Annotated in this window: 18 protein-coding genes; 13 read left to right on the top strand and 5 right to left on the bottom strand. The window is 51.5% G+C overall.

What is annotated here, in order from left to right:
* Window positions 1–49: 49 nt before the first annotated feature.
* A complete protein-coding gene (gene minC / locus L3556_RS05370) occupies window positions 50–877 on the bottom strand; it encodes a septum site-determining protein MinC (RefSeq protein ID WP_277866276.1) in 828 nt (275 codons plus the stop codon).
* A complete protein-coding gene (locus tag L3556_RS05365) occupies window positions 874–1668 on the bottom strand; it encodes a nuclear transport factor 2 family protein (RefSeq protein ID WP_277866275.1) in 795 nt (264 codons plus the stop codon). The genes minC and L3556_RS05365 overlap by 4 nt, the downstream gene beginning before the upstream one ends.
* Window positions 1669–1796: 128 nt before the next feature.
* On the opposite strand from L3556_RS05365, the gene L3556_RS05360 reads away from it, so the two are divergent.
* From L3556_RS05360 to L3556_RS05335, 6 genes are all read left to right on the top strand, one after another.
* Window positions 1797–2972, top strand: a complete 1176-nt coding sequence (locus L3556_RS05360) for an adenylate/guanylate cyclase domain-containing protein (protein ID WP_277866274.1) — start codon at window positions 1797–1799, stop codon at window positions 2970–2972.
* 102 nt (window positions 2973–3074) lie between these two features.
* Window positions 3075–3479: a photosystem II complex extrinsic protein PsbU gene (gene psbU, locus L3556_RS05355; RefSeq protein ID WP_277866273.1), complete on the top strand. Its 405-nt coding sequence runs from the start codon at window positions 3075–3077 to the stop codon at window positions 3477–3479.
* Between the two features lie 17 nt (window positions 3480–3496).
* Entirely contained in the window at window positions 3497–5134 is a 1638-nt protein-coding gene (nadB, locus tag L3556_RS05350; protein WP_277866272.1) for an L-aspartate oxidase, read from the top strand.
* A 351-nt stretch (window positions 5135–5485) separates the two neighbouring features.
* The gene (psaC, locus tag L3556_RS05345; protein WP_011056855.1) at window positions 5486–5731 is read left to right on the top strand and encodes a photosystem I iron-sulfur center protein PsaC; all 246 of its coding nucleotides are present in this window, start codon (window positions 5486–5488) and stop codon (window positions 5729–5731) included.
* A gap of 121 nt (window positions 5732–5852) precedes the next feature.
* Entirely contained in the window at window positions 5853–6059 is a 207-nt protein-coding gene (locus L3556_RS05340) for a glycogen debranching protein (protein WP_277866271.1), read from the top strand.
* A 2-nt stretch (window positions 6060–6061) separates the two neighbouring features.
* Window positions 6062–7420: a UDP-N-acetylmuramoyl-tripeptide--D-alanyl-D-alanine ligase gene (locus tag L3556_RS05335; protein ID WP_277866270.1), complete on the top strand. Its 1359-nt coding sequence runs from the start codon at window positions 6062–6064 to the stop codon at window positions 7418–7420.
* A gap of 32 nt (window positions 7421–7452) precedes the next feature.
* Here L3556_RS05335 and ftsH2 read toward each other — a convergent pair whose 3' ends face one another.
* Window positions 7453–9354 (bottom strand): ATP-dependent zinc metalloprotease FtsH2, encoded by a 1902-nt coding sequence (ftsH2, locus tag L3556_RS05330; protein ID WP_277866269.1) that lies wholly within the window; start codon window positions 9352–9354, stop codon window positions 7453–7455.
* Window positions 9355–9610: 256 nt separating this feature from the next.
* Between ftsH2 and L3556_RS05325 the strand changes: the two genes are divergently transcribed.
* From L3556_RS05325 to L3556_RS05310, 4 genes are all read left to right on the top strand, one after another.
* Window positions 9611–9871 (top strand): ribbon-helix-helix domain-containing protein, encoded by a 261-nt coding sequence (locus L3556_RS05325; RefSeq protein WP_277866268.1) that lies wholly within the window; start codon window positions 9611–9613, stop codon window positions 9869–9871.
* The gene (locus tag L3556_RS05320; protein WP_277866267.1) at window positions 9868–9975 is read left to right on the top strand and encodes a type II toxin-antitoxin system RelE/ParE family toxin; all 108 of its coding nucleotides are present in this window, start codon (window positions 9868–9870) and stop codon (window positions 9973–9975) included. Before L3556_RS05325 ends, L3556_RS05320 begins: the two co-directional genes overlap by 4 nt.
* Before the next feature lie 69 nt (window positions 9976–10044).
* A complete protein-coding gene (locus L3556_RS05315) occupies window positions 10045–10845 on the top strand; it encodes a peptidase (protein WP_277866266.1) in 801 nt (266 codons plus the stop codon).
* Complete coding sequence (locus L3556_RS05310) at window positions 10846–11982, top strand: DUF819 family protein (RefSeq protein WP_277866265.1); 1137 nt, start codon at window positions 10846–10848, stop codon at window positions 11980–11982.
* Between the two features lie 40 nt (window positions 11983–12022).
* Here L3556_RS05310 and lpdA read toward each other — a convergent pair whose 3' ends face one another.
* Window positions 12023–13471: a dihydrolipoyl dehydrogenase gene (lpdA, locus tag L3556_RS05305; RefSeq protein ID WP_277866264.1), complete on the bottom strand. Its 1449-nt coding sequence runs from the start codon at window positions 13469–13471 to the stop codon at window positions 12023–12025.
* 326 nt (window positions 13472–13797) lie between these two features.
* Here lpdA and L3556_RS05300 point away from each other — a divergent pair, with 326 nt between their 5' ends.
* From L3556_RS05300 to L3556_RS05290, 3 genes are all read left to right on the top strand, one after another.
* Complete coding sequence (locus L3556_RS05300) at window positions 13798–14718, top strand: LysR family transcriptional regulator (protein ID WP_277866263.1); 921 nt, start codon at window positions 13798–13800, stop codon at window positions 14716–14718.
* A gap of 350 nt (window positions 14719–15068) precedes the next feature.
* Window positions 15069–15878 carry a Tic22 family protein gene (locus tag L3556_RS05295; RefSeq protein WP_277866262.1) on the top strand — a complete coding sequence of 270 codons (810 nt, stop codon included), beginning with the start codon at window positions 15069–15071 and terminating at the stop codon, window positions 15876–15878.
* A 17-nt stretch (window positions 15879–15895) separates the two neighbouring features.
* Window positions 15896–17050 (top strand): esterase-like activity of phytase family protein, encoded by a 1155-nt coding sequence (locus tag L3556_RS05290; protein WP_277866261.1) that lies wholly within the window; start codon window positions 15896–15898, stop codon window positions 17048–17050.
* 19 nt (window positions 17051–17069) lie between these two features.
* Here L3556_RS05290 and L3556_RS05285 read toward each other — a convergent pair whose 3' ends face one another.
* Window positions 17070–17897, bottom strand: a complete 828-nt coding sequence (locus L3556_RS05285; protein WP_277866260.1) for a DUF4253 domain-containing protein — start codon at window positions 17895–17897, stop codon at window positions 17070–17072.
* Window positions 17898–17919: the final 22 nt, after the last annotated feature.

Below are 17919 nucleotides of genomic sequence, written 5' to 3'. Positions count from 1 at the left end.
GAAAATAAGGCTCACCCTCGAATGGTTCTTATCGTTCCCATCGTTCTAATCATTGATTTGGGGCCTGATTAGACAATTTTGATACCCGCGATCGCTGCCGCGGCCAGGCCGGGGCAATTTGAATACTATCGTTCAGGACATAGGCCACTTCTGGATAGGCTTGGCTGGGCGGCTCTGGGGTACGGGCAACTAAATGGGCAATACGTAACTGGGTTGCTGCCATATTTAGGGTCATAATGCAGGCAGACAGGTTGCCCTTAAAACCAGCATGGGCAATGCCCCGTAATCGACCCCAGACTAAGATATTGCCATCGGCAATAATCGTACTGCCAGGATTCACATCACCCACAATGACCACCGAGCCATGGTGCCGTAATTCCGTACCCGATCGCAGTGTGGTTTCCAGGTATAGGGGAGGATCCGGCAGGGAATCATCTATCTTTTCCTGGGTTTCACGTTTACCCTTAGGGGTGGATTGAATCACATCGTAGCCAAGGCTGGCCGCCGCGATCGCCGTTTCTCGATGTTGGGTATGAACCTGGGTTAGCTCCATGGCCAGGGCACTGAAAACCCCCGTCAAAAGGGTTAATTGTTCCAGGTCTAGGGGGCGATCGCCACCGTAAATATCCACGGGAATTGGATCTTGCCATAACCGCTCCTGGCCGTGCAGCCGCAGATGGAGTTGGGGCCATAGCTCCGACCAGTCTGGGGTAAGGGGTAAGGAAATTTTCAGGCGATCGCCCGCGAGAACAACCTCTAGGGTTTCCCCGGACTCCGCCAAGGGACTCTCCCCATCCCCCCCCGATGCTTGATCTACAAGGGATGATTCCAAAGGGGATGGAGCCGGAGAAGACCCGGCCTCGGCCCCATCGGTCATGGTGTTGCCACCCGCAGTCGTTGGGTAATAAAGACCATCCCAGTATCCCGGATTAAGGCAACGGATACCCAGCGATTTCCGGGTTGGCTGGGGGCACGGCCAATCTTAAAAATACCACCGGCATTCAATAGTTCTAACCGTAGGGGGGAGGGATTCAGATAGCTTTCTGGGGTAATCGCCTCTTCACTGGCAGAGCCTAATAAAATTGAGTCGCCAATGGGTTCCTGGACAATGGCATCCAGATGGTACTCCTGTCCGGGGCGCACCTGTTCCGGTAGGGAAAACTCAATGGTCGGTGGAGCCGTGCCCGTAGAGACCCGAGTTTGTTCGCCAAGAATTTCTTGACCCGTAATTTTGCCATCCACCATGGTTTGTTTTGCCCGTAAGGTTGCTTCAAGGGCGAGGGGGCGATCGCCACTGCTACCGGTGCCAGAAATCTTGGTGGTGACCTCCACCTCCCAGCCATTCCCTAGCCGTTGCCAGCGATCAATGGTTGTGCGATAGGTTAATTGATTGTAGGTTTCCCATAGTTGGCTGAGGGACTGCTCCAGAATATCGCGGGATAATCCATCACTCCCGGAAAAGTCATCGGCAAAGAAGGCTAACACCTGGTCTAACTGGCCGGCACTGGCAGCGGTATCTAAACCTTGGACAAGGGTCTGAAGTTCAGCGGGTACCGTTGTTGCCTGACTCAGGAGGATAGGGCCTGTCCCAGCCCACCCTGGCCGCAGGACACCACTACCAATCAGTAAACTGAGGGAGAGAACTGGAGCAAAAAGAATAAATCGCATAGTTCTTAGGAAAAGGGCTGTAGTGAACATCATAAGGGAATCAGTCCTTTTCCGTGATTTTGCTGACACAGAAGAGTCAACCCATAGCCGATGATAAACACTAGAGGCAAAGCAACGGTTCGAGTTTGATGGATGCCTACCCAAACCTGAAAGTGCCTGAACCCCAGGTTTTAGAAAAATTATCGACCCATCAATTGGTGTCGATTATTATTGAGCAGCAAAAAATAATTAAGTCCCTCTCCCAAGATCCTATCGATGTCCCTCCCTCTGCCGATCCCCCTCCTGCCCTTGCCAAATTTCCCCCCAATGGCCCCCATTTAATTCTCCCCACTGAAGGAACCGCCTGTTATTTCCCGTTGACAAGTGGCTCCTGCTGGACAGTGGGACGAAGCGAAGAAAGCTCGATTGTTTTGGGCGATCGCTGGATGTCTCGCACCCACGCCATGATTCAATGTATGGCCCCCGGTGAATTTTATTTAATTGATCTGGGCAGTCGCAATGGTACTTTTGTGAACGGCCGGCGGGTGAGTGTGCCCGTGTTCCTGCAAAACGGCGATCGCATCACCTTTGGGCAAACGGAACTAGATTTTTATAATGAACCCTTCACTGGCGACCTGAGTGGAGACAATGCCACCCTAAACCTAGGGGAAACTGAAGGGTCTGCCACCGTCCTCCTCCATGTGCGGCGATTGTTATCCGTACTGGTGGTGGACATTCGTGACTTTACCAAACTGACCCGCCAACTGGATGAACAACTCCTTTCGGAAGTGATTGGTACATGGTTCCATCGAGCCGGGGAAATTATTCGCCAATATGGCAGTTGGGTGGATAAGTACATTGGCGATGCGGTGATGGCAGTGTGGATCCATGAAAGCGAAGAAATGTCCGCCGTTGAACTCCAGCACGTCTTGGCTGCCCTCCATGATCTGAAAATTATGACCAGTCAATTACACCTTCAATATCCCCTGCCCGGTGCCCTACGCATTGGAGCCGGGATTAATACCGGCTATGCCATGGTGGGAAATACGGGGAGTGGCGATCGCCCCGACTATACGGCCCTGGGGGATACGGTGAATGCGGCCTTTCGCTTAGAAAGCTCCACCAAACAATTGGGACTGGATGTGGCGATTGGGGCCACCAGTTATCACTACATGGTGGTGGGGGCATCGGTTCCCCTACCATTCCGGCCCCAGGTGGTCACCCTCAAGGGCTATGAGTCTCCGGTTCCGGCCTATGTGGGAACCTTTGAGGATTTGCGCTGTTTCTTGGCAATGAGTATCAAGCGAGATGATACGCTCTACTAATGGAGGGGTTGAGGCGATCGCATCCGATCCACTCATTTTTTGCCCTTCTGAAACATTAAACCGCTGTTTTTAACCTACTGTGAGATTGGGAGGTAGAGGGTTATGCAACGTTTTGGCCGCTGGTTTAGTTTGGCCTGTCTGGTTCTCATCGGATTTTTCGCTTGGCTACCCTGGAGTCAACCTGCTTGGGCCGCCGCCGCTGCGCCAACGGAAGAACTCGTCAATGTAGCCGATGAAAAGCTGGGGAGTTCCTACGGCGAAAAAATTGACTTGAACAATACCAACATTACGGCATTCATTCAACTACGGGGCCTGTACCCCACTCTAGCAAAATTGATTGTCAAAAATGCCCCCTACCAAAGTGTTGAGGATGTCCTCAATATTTCCGGGTTATCGAGTCGCCAGAAAGAACTTCTGGAGGCAAACCTAGATAATTTTACGGTAACGGAGGTGGAGTCGGCCCTAGTCGAAGGGGGCGATCGCTATAATAATGGTTCATATAAATAATCCCATCTTGGCACTCGTTGGCTGAACTAACTCCATCATTTTTTGATGTATTGATCATCGGTAGTGGTGCCGCTGGTCTCAGTGCAGCCTTAGCGATTCCGCCCCAGTATCGGGTGGGCCTAATCACTAAAGACGATCTCAAGCAATCCGCCAGTGGTTGGGCCCAAGGGGGAATGGCCGCGGCGATCGCCCAGGAAGATTCCCCCCTCCTCCACGGAGAAGATACCCTCAAGGCAGGGGCCGGGCTGTGTGATCCGGCCAGTGTCGAATTTTTAGTGGCCCAAGCTCCGACCCAAGTGGATCGGCTTTTAGCCATGGGAGTTGCCTTTGATCGCCAGGGTACCATTCCCGCCCTCACCCTAGAAGCGGCCCATTCCCGGCCGCGGGTTCTCCATGCCGCCGATACCACCGGTCAAGCCCTAGTCACCACCCTACTAGAGCAGGTACGGGCCTGCCCACGGATCACCCTGATTCCCAATGCCCTGGTTTTAGACCTATGGCTAGGGGATGGGGGTTGTCGGGGGGTTTGTCTCCTGCATCAGCAAAAAATTAGCTGGATAACCGCATCCCTAACAGTTTTAGCGACGGGCGGGGGCGGCCAAGTCTTTTCCCAAACCACCAATCCATCCATTAGTACCGGCGATGGGGTGGCGATCGCCTGGCGGGCTGGGGCCCAGGTACGGGATTTAGAATTTTTTCAGTTTCACCCTACGGCCCTAACCCTGCCTAAGGCTCCCCGTTTTTTAATTAGTGAAGCGGTCAGGGGTGAGGGAGCCCATCTCATTGATCATCGGGGATACCGCTTTGCCTTTGACTACCATCCCGATGGGGAACTGGCTCCCCGAGATGTGGTCAGTCGCGCCATTTATACCCATCTTCAGCAGACCCAGCAGGCCCATGTTTGGCTAGATTTACGGGCGATCGCCCCCGCACAAATCCGCCACCGTTTTCCTAAAATCATTCAGGTGTGCCGTCAGTGGGGCGTAGATCTATTCCAGGAACCCATTCCGGTGGCCCCGGCAGCCCACTATTGGATGGGGGGAGTCGTCACCGATTTAGAGGGTCAAACCTCCGTAACAAATCTGCGGGCCGTCGGGGAAGTGGCCAGTACGGGGGTTCATGGAGCCAACCGCTTAGCCAGTAATTCATTATTGGAATGCTTTGTCTTTTCGGCTCAATTTGCCGATCTTGAGCTTTACCCCCAACCCCTATCTCACCCCTCACCCCTAGGGGAAACTCCCTGGACTGCACCAACCTCTTTCCTTGACCTAGATTCGATTCGTCAGGAATTGCGGGAACTGGTTTGGCAATGTGCAGGGATCTGTCGTCACGGCGATACTCTCCATGGGGCGATCGCCCAAGTACAGGAATGGCGGCAACTCCTCAATCAGTCTGAAATGAATAAAACCCTGGGCCAATTAATTCCCGGTCAATCCCATACCCTGGATAGCCGTGATCAGCACTCCCACCTTTGGGATTGGGCCGAACTACGGAACCTCCTAGATATTGCCTATTTAATTCTCAAGAGTGCGGCATTCCGTCAAGAAAGTCGCGGCGGCCATTATCGCCAGGATTATCCTGAAACCAAACCGGAGTGGCAACAACATACCCTCGTCATTGGCGATCGCTGGCAGAAGTCCCCTATCCAAAAATAGTTAATAACAATCATAGGATCAAATTACGGAATCATATCTTCGCTCAAAAGTCACGCTTTCGTACAATTCTTAACAAAGAAGTTACATTCTTTGAAGTTTCTGGGGTTTCCCCTAGTTCGGTTACGGTGGCTGCTGTAGACTTAATCTCGGTATTTATATTTAACTTGCTGCCTTGGCTAGAGTCTTTTGGCTAAGAGTGAGGTAGTGAGCAGTTGAGATTAGACTACCCCTGTAAAAGCCACCCTTGGCCAGGGGCTTTGCTCACTCAATTTCTCATCCCACTGATTAAGTCCCCATTAATCCCAGTCAGCATTGACCTTTGATCCTGATCGTTTAGGAGCAGTTACATTCATGGCTCACACTGTTAAGATCTATGACACTTGCATTGGCTGCACCCAATGTGTGCGGGCCTGCCCCACCGATGTTTTGGAAATGGTGCCTTGGGATGGTTGTAAGGCTGGGCAAATTGCCTCCTCCCCACGCACTGAAGACTGTGTTGGTTGCAAACGTTGTGAAACCGCCTGTCCCACAGACTTTTTAAGTATTCGTGTCTACCTTGGGGCAGAAACAACCCGTAGTATGGGCTTGGCTTACTAAGGGTGGCTTTTTTTTGAGATTGTTTTTTTGATTCTTTGTCCAAGTGATAAAGGCTATGGCTATACACTAGAACCTGGGGCCGTTGTGGGGTCTCAGGTTTTTTCGTGGGAGGTTTGGGTTTATGAGAATTTGGGTGAGTGAGCAACGGGATCCCTCCGGCTTACTCTATGCTTGTATTGCCTGTTGCGATCAAGAGCAGGCCCAGGATTGCATTAAGTCCTTTGAAAAAGAATTGACCAGCGAACAAAAAGCAGCGGGTTGGCAAGTTCAGTTGCATACCGTTGAATCCTGGGATGATGTACCAAGTACGGCCCTGAAGCTCAGCTAACGATGACATCTTTCTCAGCAACCCTTGCCCAGTTAGGGGATATTCTTGCCGCCCCTATCGTTAATGATTCCCCTAGTCTGATGGGAACATCTAGTGGAGCTATTTGCACCGATTCCCGCGAATTACGGCCCGGAGATGTGTTTCTGGCCCTGCGGGGTGACAATTTTGATGGTCATGGGTTTGTGGCAACGGCCAAGGAGGGGGGGGCGATCGCGGCCATTGTGGATCATCCCCTAAAGGTTGCCCTTCCCCAACTCATTGTGAAGGATACCCTAGCGGCGTACCAGGCGATCGCCCAATGGTGGCGAAATCAGGTCTCGGCGACGATCATTGCGGTGACGGGATCCGTGGGCAAAACCACCACGAAAGAACTGATTGCAGCGGTTCTGGGCTGTTATGGCTCTGTCCTCAAAACGGAGGCCAATAACAACAATGAGATTGGGGTTCCGAAAACCCTGCTGCACCTCACCCATGACCATGACTATGCTGTGATTGAAATGGGAATGCGGGGGCCAGGGGAAATTGCCCTATTAGGCTCCATTGCCCAACCGGATATTGGGGTGATTACCAATGTGGGGACAGCCCATATCGGTCGTTTAGGTTCTCGGCAGGCGATCGCTGAGGCAAAGTGTGAACTGTTAGCCCAACTCCGACCCAAGGGGACAGCAGTTCTCAACGGTGAAAATGATTTATTAATGGCCACCGCCCCCCAGGTGTGGTCAGGGGCAACGATCACCTACGGGCTAACCACCGGACAACTGCGGGGGCACATCATCCCTGACAACCGTCTTCAAGTTGGCGACTATGCCTTTCCCTTGCCCCTAGTGGGCGAACACCATGCCCTGAATTATTTGGCGGCGATCGCCGTTGCCCGGGCCTGTCATTTAGATTTAGCCCCCTTGCAAGCGGGAATCACCCTCACCTTGCCCAAGGGACGGGGCGGTCGTTACACCTTGCGTAACGATATTGTTTTACTGGATGAAACCTATAATGCCGGCCTAGAATCCATGGTGGCTTCCCTGCGCTTACTGGCGGCAATGCCTCCTGGAACACGACGGGGTGCAGTCCTAGGGGCGATGCGAGAACTGGGGGATTATGCCATTCCCTTTCATTATCAGGTGGGGGAAGAGGTGAGTCGTCTGGGTTTAGATTACCTAGTGGTTTTAGATGACGGATCCGAAGGAGAAGCCTTAATTGCGGGGGCCCAATCCACCCCTAGTCAACGATTTGACACCCATGATCAGGTCATTGACTATCTCAAAGGTGAAATCGAGCCGGGCGATCGCATTTTATTTAAGGCTTCCCACTCCGTTGGCCTAGATCGGGTCGTCCAAGCTCTCCGTCAGGAATTCCAAGGGTAACTTGTTCCCTAGACTTCTAGAGATAGAGACTCCTAGATATGGGGCACAAACTGATCTTTTTCCGGAACCACGGTATATTCGGCCACGATTTGGCGAAACTCTTCGCCGTCAATGGTTTCCTTTTCAATCAGCAGATCCACAAGGCGATCGATGACAACTCGGTGTTCCCGGATTAGTTTAATGGCTAATTCATAGCTGTGCTGAACCAGTTCCCGCACCTGAGCATCAATCCGAGCGGCAATTTCTTCGGAATACTCAGAACGGGACACCAGATCCCGCCCCAGGAAAACTTCGCTGTTTTGGGTCTCTAGGGACAGGGGGCCCAGGTCAGACATACCAAACCGAGTCACCATTTGCCGGGCCATGGCCGTCACCTGTTGCAGATCACTTCCGGCCCCGGTCGTCACCTCCGAATCCCCAAAAACAACATACTCTGCGGCCCGTCCCCCTAAGGCTCCTGCCATCCGCGCCACCAACTGGGATCGGGAAATCAAGCCGGAATCCTCCGAGGGCATCATAAACCAGGTGAGGCCACGGGCTTGACCACGGGGAATCAGGGTCACTTTTTGGACGGGATCATGATCCTTAACCAGCGTACCGACAATGGCATGGCCAACTTCGTGGTAGGCAATGAGCCGCTTACTTTTACCATCTACGAGGGGAGTGCCTTCCATGCCAGCAACCACCCGATCCACCGCATCATCCACTTCCAGCATAGTGATGGCCGGTTTCCGTCGCCGGGCCGTGAGAATGGCCGCTTCATTGAGGAGGTTGGCCAAATCTGCCCCGGTAAATCCCGGTGTTCGCCGGGCGATCGCCTCGAGGGAAATTTCATCGGCAAGTTTTTTATTCCGGGCATGGACATTCAAAATCGACAGCCGTCCCTTAATATCTGGGGCATCCACCGTCACCTGGCGATCGAAACGGCCGGGGCGCAGCAGTGCCGCATCTAGAACATCGGGGCGGTTGGTGGCCGCAATAATAATAATGCCCGTATTGCCCTCAAACCCATCCATTTCTGTAAGGAGTTGATTCAGGGTTTGTTCCCGCTCATCATTACCACCGCCAATACCCGCACCCCGCTGGCGACCGACCGCATCAATTTCATCAATAAAAATCAAGCAGGGGGCATTTTCCTTCGCCTTTTTGAACAGATCCCGCACCCGAGATGCGCCAACACCCACAAACATTTCCACAAATTCTGAACCGGAAATGGAAAAGAAGGGAACCCCTGCTTCGCCAGAGATCGCCTTGGCTAACATGGTTTTGCCGGTTCCTGGGGGGCCCACCAATAGAACACCCTTGGGGATCCGTGCTCCCACCGCCGTGAATTTTTCTGGCTTTTTCAAAAATGTAACCACTTCTTCCAGTTCTTCCTTGGCTTCATCGACCCCGGCTACATCGTCAAACATCACCCCAGTTTTCGCTTCCATTTGGAACCGGGCCCGCGATTTACCAAAATTCATCGCCTGGCCAGGGCCGCCGGGAACATTGCCAGAACGGCGAAAGAGAAAAAATAAACCCACAATCAATAAAATAGGAAAGAGAAGATTGCCCAATAACCCCCAGAGGGCACCATCATTTCGGGCCGGATGCACATCTAGATCAATATGATCTTCCCTGAGTTGACTAATGAGTTGGGGAGACGTACCGGGTAAATCAACCCGCACCCGCAGGGGACGACCACCAATAATATCGGGATCCGCCACATCAACAATGGCAGTGCGACCCCCATCAAACACATCAACCTTACTAATTCGCCCCGCATCCAGGTAATCAATAAACCGGCCGTAACTCATGCGGGTACTAGCGGCTGCGGCATTAAGTTCTGGTTGACCCTGACTCGGCGTGGCAAAGCCTCCCTGCCAAATTAAGGCACCAACAATGACTAGAGGTAACGACCAGAGTAATATTATTTTCCAGGATAGTTTCATGGCAAATTTTCGTAAAGGGGTTCTTAATCAAATTTAACGTAATTCTCAGGAATGCACCAAGATCATTGATGATGCTACCTTGCCCAAGAGGCCCCACCCACCAAAGACCATGTTATGCAGCCTGAAGTATCAGCGGGGACGTAGCGAAAGACACCTAATTACAGCATAAGTTTGCAACCTTGGTATTTCCAATATGGAGCAACAGACAGGTGAAAACCTGACTTAGAATGATCGGTAGTCTGGATCAAAGGTTTATATGAGCATCAGTCTCACTCCTGACCAAGAACACTTTGTGCAAACTAAGCTTCAAGCTGGCAAATATCACTCTGCCGAAGAAATTTTAGAAATCGCTTTACGGTTACTTGATGAGTACGAGCACTCTGAAGCAGAGTGGGTTGAAGACATTCGAGTCAGAATTGATGCAGCAATTGAAGTCTCCAACCATACGGATCCAATTGATGGTGAAGCATTTGTCAATGGAATTCTAGAGCGATTCCAGCAAGCAAATCAGGCATGAGCCGCTACGTCATTTTTTACAGAATTCTGGATGATGGCATCGAAATCCTCAGAGTTGTGAGTGGTCGCCGAGATTTTCCCTCTCTTTTTGAAGAATTGACCTGAGATAATGTCATGGAAATCCTGAAAAAGCACGGCAGCATAAATTTACAGTTCGTAGGATAAAATCTCAGTATGGGAAAAACGCGGACCCTAGGGCAAAAATTGGCATGGTTTTTAGGCTGGGGACTCCTTGGTCTATGGCTTTTCCTCTTGAGTCCATGGCATGGTGATGTTCCCCTAGATATGCTGCGACATAGCCCGTCCTACCCTGCACAAGCGGCGATCGCCCCCAGGAATATCCAATGGCCCGATTTTGCCCGCCATCCCCTCCCCACGACCTTGGCGGACACCCAACTATGGGCCGATGCGGGGGATTACTTTGATGAAGTGCAAGTAGTGGAAGTGGGGTATCTGGTGTGGAGTGACTTCCCGATTCGGGTGTATCTCAACCCTCCAGACACCATCCAACGGGATCCCTGGCTGAAGGCGGCCCAAACCGCCGTCGAAGAATGGCAGGCCTATTTACCTCTGAAAATTGTGGAAAAGCCTGAGGGGGCAGACATTACAATTCAGTCAACCCACACCGGTTATCGAAGTGGTGGTCGGGTTCGTTCTGGGGAAACCCTCTATGAGCTATGGCTAGACTCGAAAGCGATTCTGCGGCACCGCTGTACGGTCATTGTTCATCCGAATCAGAGTCCTCCCTACGTTCTAGGGGCCCTCCGCCATGAATTGGGCCATGCCCTGGGGGTTTGGGGTCATAGTCCCGTAGATACCGATGCCCTCTATTTTGCCCAGGTACGGGAGCCACCCCCGATCTCAAAACGAGATATTAATACCCTGCGGCGGGTCTATGAACAGCCCACTCGCCTAGGTTGGGTCATGCCGAACCTGGCGGGCGATCGCCCTGAAACGTCTTCTGATGAGCCTTGATTGAGCCATTTGCCCTTGAACCAGTCCCTTGCCCTATTAACGATTTTGATCAGCCTAACTGCGGTGGGACTGTGGTTAGAGCAGCGATTTGTTTGGGCTTCACGGGTCGGGGCCTCATTAATTATCTTGATCCTGGCAGCCATTTTCTCTAATCTGGGCATTATTCCCAGTCAAGCCCCCGTCTATGAATGGATCTATGGCCCCGTTACCTCCCTAGCTATTGTCTGGCTATTACTCCTGGTGAATTTGGGGGAGCTACGGAAACTGGGGCGAAAAACCTTGCTTGCCTTTGCGATCTCGATACTGGGAACCCTATTGGGTGGGATCGTGGCCAGTGCTATTTTTCAAGGTCACTTTGGCCCCGATACGGGAAAACTAGGGGCCAGTCTGACGGCGAGTTACATTGGTGGCAGTCTTAATTTTATTGCCGTTGGTCGGGGCGTGGGTCTACCGGATAACCTCTTTAGTGGGGCCACCGCTGCGGATAATTTGCTCACGGCCCTATGGATGGGGATGACATTGGTTTTGCCTAGCAGTTTAGGCTACTTCTTGCCACCCTCAGAACTCGATAGCTCTCCCTCGGTATCCTCCCCAGGGAAAGGAATACTCCAAACCAATGGTTTTGCTGCCCTGGATTTAGCCATTTTATTGGGGGTGGGATTGGGAATTATTCAGTTGGCGGAGGGGCTACACCAATGGCTGCCGGGGATTCCGGCGATTGTTTGGCTGACGACCCTGAGTTTGGCTCTGGCCCAATTTGGTTGGGTACGGCTTTTGCGGGGAACATCTCAACTGGGCATTTTTGGCTTGAATTTATTTTTTACGGTGATTGGTGCCGGTTCCCACCTAGGGAGTGTCCTCAACCTGGGTTTAGAAATCATTGGTTTTGCCCTGGTAATTGTCACGGTTCATGGTCTGATTACCTTTGGGTTCGGGGTGTGGCTGGGGTTAGATATGGAGCTACTGGCGATCGCCTCCCAAGCGGCCATTGGTGGCCCCTCTACCGCCATGGCCCAAGCCATGGGCCGGCAACGCACCCACCTTGTTTTACCCGCCGTCACCCTAGGTTTACTGGGCTACGCGATCGGTAATTATATTGGCTTTAGTTTTAATTTTATTTTTGAGGCAATTTCTTGACCCCATTTTTTGTGCTCTATTTTGATTCCTTGGATCGTTTTTAAGCTTTTTCCAGATTTTTTGCGAGTTGCTCACTGGCCCGCTTAAAGGCTTCATCTAACACTTCCGAGAGGGTGGGGTGGGTATGCACCTTAAAGGCCAGGGTTTGCACCGTCTGGCGATCGCTAATGGCGTTGGCGGCTTCTTGGATTAGGTCCGAAGCATGGAGGCCAAAAATATGAACCCCTAGGAGTTCCCCCGTATCCCCCCGGAAAATCACTTTGGCAATGCCATCGGTTTCGGTTTCCGCTAACGCCTTGGAATTTCCCTTGAAATAAGTACGCGCCGTCAACACTGAAAACCCTTCTTTTTCCCCTAAGTCCTTAGCCTGGGGTTCGGTCAAACCAACAAAACTCATTTCTGGATGGGTAAAGGCAGCGGCGGGAATACTGCGGTAATCCATGGTACGGGGGCGACCAACAATGTTTTCAACCACCGTAATGCCTTGGGCAGATGCGGCATGGGCTAACATCATTTTCCCGGTGGCATCGCCAATGGCCCAAACGTGGGGAACGACCTGATCACCCTTGAGAACGGCCATTTGATCATTGACAGGAATAAACCCGCGGCGATCGGTGTCAATGGCAAGGCTCTCCAGGCCTAAATCTTGGGTTGCCGGAATCCGACCCGTGGCCACCAGGCAGGCATCTACTTCCAAGACATCCGTTAATTCCTTGGTTTTGGCATCCGCTAACTCAATCAAAACTGGCGCGCCGGGGGTAATCTTCCGGGCTAACTGGCCGGTATAGGTTTCAATATCCCGAGGATTAATAAGCACCCGTTGGGCCAACTTGGCAATGTCCGGGTCAAAGGTGGGCATGAGTTGATCCAATGCCTCAATCATCGTGACTTCACAGCCGAGGGCGGTGTAAATATCGGCAAACTCCAGGCCAATGTAGCCACTGCCAATAATGGCAATCCAATCCGGCAGCCAATCTAACTTAACAGCCTGATCGCTGGTGTAAACGGTTTTGCCATCTATTTCAATACCAGGGGGAACCCAGGGAACCGAACCACTGGCAATAATCACATCCCGGCAGGTGATCGTTGTTTCACCCGTGGCAGTCGTAATGCTTACCTTTTGCGGCCCCGCCAGTTTGCCGCGACCCACAAGGGTATCAACCCCCAGACGTTTGAGACTATTGGTCAGATCTCCCCGGATTTTTTGCACCAGATCATCGGCATGGCCGGCAATGCCGATGCGATCAAAATTGATCTGGCCCAGTTGAATGCCAAAATTTTGCCAATGGTGATGATTCCGTAATTCACGGACACGCCCCGCCGCAGCTAAAAGGGCTTTGGAGGGAATACAACCACGATTGACACAGGTTCCTCCCATTTCGGCAGCTTCGACGATCGCTGTTTTGAGGCCCGCACTCACTCCATGGAGGGCTGCCCCATGGCCGCCTACTCCGGCCCCAATAATCACTAAGTCGTAATCGAAGCTCACGCCATTTCTCCCTAAATAATCTGTAAATAATCTAGTATGAACCAAAGAACACCCCATCCTAGGGTACGTCTAGGTTATAGCCAATGCCTATTTACTAGCTTATACCGCCCCGATCCTTCCTAATGTAGCCCCGTTTGGCGGCTTTATATAATCTTGATATAGCTTAGGCTTACTATATACTGAAGGTAAGTTTGATAGAATTTCCTCTATAAATCTTTCCTCTGCATCCTTGGCTGAACCATTGGACACCTGAAACCTGCCTGCCGATCGCCAATGACTGAATTATTGTTCACAATTTTATCTTCACCAAGAAAATCTTAGGAGTCATGGGATTGAAACAGGCTACTCTCCATCAGCTTAAAGTCTTTGAGGTGACAGCCCGCCATGGGAGTTTTACCCGGGCAGCGGAAGAACTCTTTTTAACCCAGCCCACCGTCTCTATTCAAATGAAGCAACTGACCCGGGCCGTGGGGTTGCCCCTTTTTGAACAGGTGGGGAAACGGCTCTTTTTAACCGAGGCAGGTAAGGAGCTATTGGCTACTTGTCAGGACATTTTTGAACGGTTGGATCGCTTTGATATGGCCGTGGCTAACTTAAAGGGATTAAAGCAGGGCCATTTGCGCCTCTGTGTGATTACAACCGCCAAGTATGTGATTCCCCGATTATTGGGCCCCTTTTGCCGCCAGTATCCAGGCATTGATGTGGCCCTGACAGTGACCAACCATGAGCAGGTGGTTGAACGATTGCGGGGAAATTTAGATGATTTATATATTCCCAGCTATCCCCCGGAACATCTGGATATTCAGTGCCACCCCTTTTTAGATAACCCGTTAGTGGTGGTTGCCCCGAGTCAACATCCCCTCAGCGATCGCCAGCGGATTTCTATTCAAGAGCTAGATGGGGAACCCTTTATTGTCCGGGAATTGGGGTCGGGAACCCGACAGGCGGTGGAGCAACTCTTTGCGACCCATGGCATCTCCATGAACATTCGCCTAGAATTGGGAAGTAATGAATCCATTAAGCAGGCGATCGCCGGCGGCTTGGGTATTTCCGTATTGTCCCACCACTGTTTAGCCCTCGATCGCGAATCCAGCCAACTAAAAATTTTAGATGTGGAGCATTTTCCCATTGAACGCCATTGGCACTTGGTCTATCCATCGGGGAAGCAACTGTCCGTGGTGGCCCAAGCCTTTTTTGATTACGTTTCCACTGAAGGGCGGGAGATGATTGAATCTAACTTAGCCTAAGTTTAGCCCAATCTAGACCAGGCCTTACCCGCGATCGCCAAGGTAAAAAAACGCAGTAAAAAACCGTAAAAAACTTCGGCTGGCCACTCTTGCCCCATGTGCCAAAATGGCATAGGGTGATTAAACATTAAGGATCGACCGTGAATTTATACCGAGTCCCCTAGCTCCTTTAGACCAATTAGACCAAGGCTTCATTCCTTTGTCGTCTATTGGTTTGAATAGGATCGATAAAGGCAGGGTAGATTCCTTCAGTCCTTTGGATAAAATGGTTGCGTGAGTGAGTTGTGGGAACTGTGCGTCGTCATATCACATCAATAGAGTAATTGACCATTAAAGACTCAGGAGAAACTATGAAAGGTTTAGCGCGCTTGGGTATACTTGCAGGACTCGTCAGTGGCCTGTGGATGGCTCCGGCCCTAACCCGGCAAATGACTGCGTTTGCTCTGCCCCAAGAGCAAGTACTACGGCAACTCAATAACGTTCCCGTTTTCATGATCACCAACCAGCAGGGTGAACCCCTCACCTACGAGCTAGAAAACCCCAGTAATCAGAAGAAAGTTCAAGTTTTCACCTTTTTCATTAATCAGCAGGATGCCCAAACGGCCCTAACTGGTCTAAAAACCAATCAGCCAGAGGTGGGAAATGTTGCTCGAATTTCAACCGCATCCCTCAGCGGCGCAGTGCAGGTTGCCCTTGAGAGTCAGGAAAACGCTGACATCGGCGTGGATATTATTCCCTCCCGCCAACAGTTCGATACGGCTGTAGATCTGCTGAAGAAAAATGGAGACCTTGTGGAGCGGGATGGCCAACTGCTGACAAAAGAGGGTCAGCCCTTTGCGGGGGGAACGCCCTTATTCTATGTGGCAGATATTAAAACCGGCGGCCCCATTGCCGTAGAAGCCACAGTACAAGAAAATGGCCAATCCCGGACGACTCGTTTTGTCCCCTTCTATTTTGATAATGCCCAACTACAAAATGAACTCCGGCAGGCTCAAGAGCAACGGCCTGAACTGGTTCGGGACACAACCATTCGGGTGATTATGCTGGATGGATTAGTGTCTACCATGCTCACCAGTGATGATCCAGTGGCGGGGCAAATCCAACTGGTACAGACCCCAGAAGCGATCCAATTTGCCATTCAACAAGCTGAAAACCAATAGTTTGTATCTGTCTTAGAATGCCGACCATTTCCAGGTTGGGACGTTGGTGGCGGTTTTGCCTACTCATCGCCAGCTTAGCGATCGCCCTGACCAGTTGTAATTTACCGCAGGTGCAAGCAGCATCCCGTCTGTTTTTGGATCTGCGGCTAGATTTTGTCGCCCAAGTGACCCTACCCAGTGACACAACCTTTGCCCATACCTCGGTGGGCGGTTTGTCGGGCATCACCTACGATCGCCCCCGGAATCAGTTTTATGCCATTAGTGACGATCGCCAAAGTCCCCGTTTTTATACCCTAAGATTAAATCTTCCTGACCCTAACCCCAGTGAACCATCTGTCAGTGGGTCATCTATCCCGGAGCTTGAAATCACCGACCTTACGCTCCTCAAGGATAGATCCACAAACCCCATTCCCCCGAACCAAGCGGATACAGAAGGTATTGCCCTGACCCCGGAAGATACCCTATTAGTGAGTAGTGAAGGGGTGGCCCAATCCGAGTCTCCCCCCTGGATTAGGGAATTTGATCGCCAAAATGGTCAGGAACTGCGTCAATATCCCTTACCCAACTATTTCATTCCCCAGATGACAGAGGACGGTGAACCCATGGGTGTCCGGGATAACCTAGGGTTTGAATCCTTGACCCTTTCCCCCACGGGCGATCGCCTGTTTGCGGCAACGGAGTCCGCCTTAGCTCAGGATTTAGCCAGGGATGGGCAGGGGCCGATATATTGCCGGTTACTCCATTATGTCCGGGGGGTTGGGGATCCCATTTTAATTGCGGAACACCTGTATCCCCTAGAACCAGACGGTGAATGGGATATTGCCAATGGGTTAGTGGAGTTGTTAGCCCTAGATAATGGCGGCCATTTCCTTAGTTTGGAGCGCACCTTTAGTGTATCGGCGGGGTTTGGGGCCAAACTTTTTCAGGTCTCCCTGGCAGGGGCTACGGATGTTTTGGGGCGAACTCGTCTAGGAAATAATTCCCAGGTGCGGCCCGTCCAAAAACAACTTCTTCTAGATTTACGCACCCTTGGCTTTTCCCTCGATAACCTAGAAGGATTAAGTTTTGGCCCTGCTCTGAGGGATCACCATTCCAGTCTTGTGATCATTGCTGATAATGATTTTCAGCCCCAGCGGCCAACCCAGCTATTGATATTTGATGTGGCCGACTAGGCGGTAAGAGTCTTCTATCCTAGGGATTTTCTTGTAGTGCCCAGCGATCGCACCCCACCAGACCCTTGGCATAGTCGAGGATGTGCAGGCCAGGCTGGGCCAGGGTACAGGGACTTGCCAAATCATGTTCCTGGGCTAGGGTTTCTGCATCCCCTAGGATTTGGGGAGGACGACTCACTAAGCATTGCAAAATCGTACCGTAGTGGGCCACTAACTCAGCCCCAAACCGTTTTTCCCAGGAGCGTCCCAGGGCAATATAATACTCGGCTCCATAATCAGATGTTCCAAACCAGTTCAAGTAGGCTAGGGTATCCCAACAATGAATGGTGGGTAAAAAGAGAAGAGCCACTGTAGGCGGTTGATACCAAGGGAGTCGCGCATCTTCTGGTGCTAAGTTCTTTGGATCAATGTCACCCCAATCCCCATATAGAGCCTTCTCCTGGGTACGATCCCATGCCATGCGCTCTAGAAATGCCGGAACATCCACCCTATCTGCCAACCGACATAGACCACGGGGAGAAATATCAACGGGGTTAGGGGCTTCTTCATAGTAAAAACGAGAAAAGAAATCTGCCCTGGCGATCTGTTCTGGCCACTTCGACCAATTTTCCACCCATGAACCCACCGCAACCGGCCATCGCTGGGTTTGAGATAAACAGGCACGGGCAATCCTCCAAGCGGATTCTACTTCGTCCCCAGAAATTTTCAAGGCGTAGGCTTTTTCATCGGTATCCAGTATGGGAAGCTCCAGCATCATCCGTTCAGCTAAGGTAGTTCCCGCGAGACTGGCTGCAAGCTCAGAAATGGACTGAATCATCGATAATTTTGGCTCCTTAATGCTACTCATTTATGTCGTCATTGATTCGGGG

Source organism: Candidatus Synechococcus calcipolaris G9, from assembly GCF_029582805.1.
Lineage (GTDB): Bacteria > Cyanobacteriota > Cyanobacteriia > Thermosynechococcales > Thermosynechococcaceae > Synechococcus_F > Synechococcus_F calcipolaris.
The sequence above is the reverse complement of the archived record's forward strand: the minus strand, read 5'-3'. Positions and strand labels throughout refer to the sequence as shown.

Excerpts from the sequence above, each read along its gene's own strand:
- minC (WP_277866276.1), bottom strand. The coding sequence starts at position 877 with ATGACCGATGGGGCCGAGGCCGGGTCTTCTCCGGCTCCATCCCCTTTG.
- L3556_RS05365 (WP_277866275.1), bottom strand. The coding sequence starts at position 1,668 with ATGCGATTTATTCTTTTTGCTCCAGTTCTCTCCCTCAGTTTACTGATT.
- L3556_RS05360 (WP_277866274.1), top strand. The coding sequence starts at position 1,797 with ATGGATGCCTACCCAAACCTGAAAGTGCCTGAACCCCAGGTTTTAGAA.
- psbU (WP_277866273.1), top strand. The coding sequence starts at position 3,075 with ATGCAACGTTTTGGCCGCTGGTTTAGTTTGGCCTGTCTGGTTCTCATC.
- psaC (WP_011056855.1), top strand. The coding sequence starts at position 5,486 with ATGGCTCACACTGTTAAGATCTATGACACTTGCATTGGCTGCACCCAA.
- L3556_RS05340 (WP_277866271.1), top strand. The coding sequence starts at position 5,853 with ATGAGAATTTGGGTGAGTGAGCAACGGGATCCCTCCGGCTTACTCTAT.
- L3556_RS05335 (WP_277866270.1), top strand. The coding sequence starts at position 6,062 with ATGACATCTTTCTCAGCAACCCTTGCCCAGTTAGGGGATATTCTTGCC.
- ftsH2 (WP_277866269.1), bottom strand. The coding sequence starts at position 9,354 with ATGAAACTATCCTGGAAAATAATATTACTCTGGTCGTTACCTCTAGTC.
- L3556_RS05325 (WP_277866268.1), top strand. The coding sequence starts at position 9,611 with ATGAGCATCAGTCTCACTCCTGACCAAGAACACTTTGTGCAAACTAAG.
- L3556_RS05320 (WP_277866267.1), top strand. The coding sequence starts at position 9,868 with ATGAGCCGCTACGTCATTTTTTACAGAATTCTGGATGATGGCATCGAA.
- L3556_RS05315 (WP_277866266.1), top strand. The coding sequence starts at position 10,045 with ATGGGAAAAACGCGGACCCTAGGGCAAAAATTGGCATGGTTTTTAGGC.
- L3556_RS05300 (WP_277866263.1), top strand. The coding sequence starts at position 13,798 with ATGGGATTGAAACAGGCTACTCTCCATCAGCTTAAAGTCTTTGAGGTG.
- L3556_RS05295 (WP_277866262.1), top strand. The coding sequence starts at position 15,069 with ATGAAAGGTTTAGCGCGCTTGGGTATACTTGCAGGACTCGTCAGTGGC.
- L3556_RS05290 (WP_277866261.1), top strand. The coding sequence starts at position 15,896 with ATGCCGACCATTTCCAGGTTGGGACGTTGGTGGCGGTTTTGCCTACTC.
- L3556_RS05285 (WP_277866260.1), bottom strand. The coding sequence starts at position 17,897 with ATGAGTAGCATTAAGGAGCCAAAATTATCGATGATTCAGTCCATTTCT.